Source organism: Desulfurellaceae bacterium (assembly GCA_021296095.1).
In the GTDB taxonomy this organism is placed as follows: domain Bacteria; phylum Desulfobacterota; class Binatia; order Bin18; family Bin18; genus JAAXHF01.
In genome coordinates this window covers 87,542-89,414 of sequence record JAGWBB010000002.1, presented here as the reverse complement: position 1 = coordinate 89,414, position 1,873 = coordinate 87,542, and the positions used below count along the sequence as shown (strand labels likewise).

Annotated in this window: 3 protein-coding genes; 1 reads left to right on the top strand and 2 read right to left on the bottom strand. The window is 61.2% G+C overall.

What is annotated here, in order from left to right:
* On the bottom strand, nucleotides 1–228 hold a 228-nt coding region (locus J4F42_00945; protein ID MCE2484049.1), incomplete at its 3' end, for a hypothetical protein.
* 64 nt (nucleotides 229–292) lie between these two features.
* Nucleotides 293–1,024: a hypothetical protein gene (locus J4F42_00940; protein MCE2484048.1), complete on the bottom strand. Its 732-nt coding sequence runs from the start codon at nucleotides 1,022–1,024 to the stop codon at nucleotides 293–295.
* 78 nt (nucleotides 1,025–1,102) lie between these two features.
* Between J4F42_00940 and J4F42_00935 the strand changes: the two genes are divergently transcribed.
* A complete protein-coding gene (locus J4F42_00935) occupies nucleotides 1,103–1,723 on the top strand; it encodes a hypothetical protein (GenBank protein ID MCE2484047.1) in 621 nt (206 codons plus the stop codon).
* Nucleotides 1,724–1,873: the final 150 nt, after the last annotated feature.

Sequence of the window (1,873 nt, the reverse complement as noted above, 5' to 3'; positions counted from 1 at the left end):
CAGCGTGGTGGTGGTCAGCCTCGACCCCGACAGCGGGGTCAGTCTGAACCAGCGCGCGCTCCACTTCGGACCGGCATGAGCGACCTCCCGCCTGAAGGCGTACACGACATCATCATTGACGTCGTTGCTGACGACCGCACCCTGAGCCCCGACGAGATTCCCCCCGCCGTATCCGAGCAAATCGCGACGGCCCACAAGACCGGCGATCCGGTCTGCGAGCTTGAGCACGCCGGGATACGCTACCGCTGGTCCATCCGCCCGTGTGTGTACCCCTGAACAGGGCAGGGGGTGGCTATTCCGCTTCCAGGGCTTGCGGGTCGAGCTGATACCAGGACACTGCTCCTGATTCGATGCTGGTCTGTATCCGCCTATCCCGGTGCAGGCCGGCCACGACAGCGCGGCAGCGCCTGCCGGTGAACCTGCTCAGGAATCCGGCGTTGCGGACGGCCTTGGTCGTGTCCCGTCCGTTGGCGGTGAAGGAGATCTCAACGGCCAGATAACAGGTTTCGCCCGTCCGGTTCGTGGCCTCCATAATCAGGTCGGCCCGGCGGAAGCTTTGCAATTCGTTTGCGGGAATGTCTGCCGTGTTTTGGGACTGGACGAGGGCTTTGATGTCCTGCTGGTTCAGGGTTCGCACCAGTGTGAATCCCAGCTCCTCGGCGATGAGGTCGGCCTCTCTGAGCGCGGCGTTTCGGGCATGGGTGCCTTTGAGCGGCGCGAGGTCATCGCGGAGCGACTCGACGGCAGTCTCGACATTGCCGAGGCGCTGCTCAACATTATCCAGGCGTTGTTCAACATTGCCGAGGTGCTGCTCAACATTATCCAGGCGTTGTTCAACATTGCCGAGGTGCTGCTCGACCTTGTCGAAGCGCTGCTCCGTGGCGGCGACAAACTGGGCGAATTTTTCGGGCAGCTCAAGCAATTCGCGCGTCAATAGCCGGGCGCGCAGGGCTTCGAGCCACTGGGGATTCTCGTCCAGAACTCGGAACAGGTCTTCTATGGTGTTGATGGTGGCCATCGTCATGCCTGTCTTGCCCTGGTTATAGCAGACCCCTCGTTGCGGCCAAGACGTGCCGCTCTCGGATGAGGGCTGCCGTTGGTCGTGTCTGCTTGTACTCTCTCGGCTATGGCCGAGCGAGCTGATCTGCACCGTCGTCCGCAGCGGGTGACGCTGAAGGACATTCTCCGCACTGCGGTCAATCTGGAAAAGAAGACTATGGCGCTGTATATGCGCTTTGCCCAGGTCTTTCAGGACCAGGAAGACCTGCGGAAATTCTGGTTTGCCATGGCTCGCCACGAAGCCGGCCACCTCGGCGCCCTGGCCCTGGTCGAAGGCGTCCTGGAGAGCGAGCCAGACGTGGCCGAGACCAACAAGGTCTGGTTTGACCCGTCCTCGGTGGTTCGCCTGCGTTCCCTGCTCAGAGCCTATGGGCGCGAGGTCGATACCGGTCTCGGGGTGGAGCGGGCGTTTGAGATGGCGATTGATATTGAAAGCTCAGAGCTTGAGGACGTAGTGGTGGAGTTGCTCCAGGTCGTCAAGGAAAAAATGATCCGCGATCAGGCCGTCAAGCTGCTCATCCACGATCTGAGCGATCTGAGCTATATGGTCGAGAAATTCACCACCAATGATGACCTGCTGGCCCGGGCCGACGAACTGGTTGACCACCGCTTCGACCGGCTGTCGGTCGCCCCGCCCGAGAAGGGCCAGACCCTCCTGTCGTGACCCAGCAGGTTTGACACACGCCCGACAACTTGATTAGATTCGGACCGCCCGACAGGGCAGATTCAACCCATAGGAGGACGAAAGAATGGCGACAACAGTGGTGATACTCGACATGCAGGTCAAGCCCGAGGCTGTGGACGGGGTCAAAGC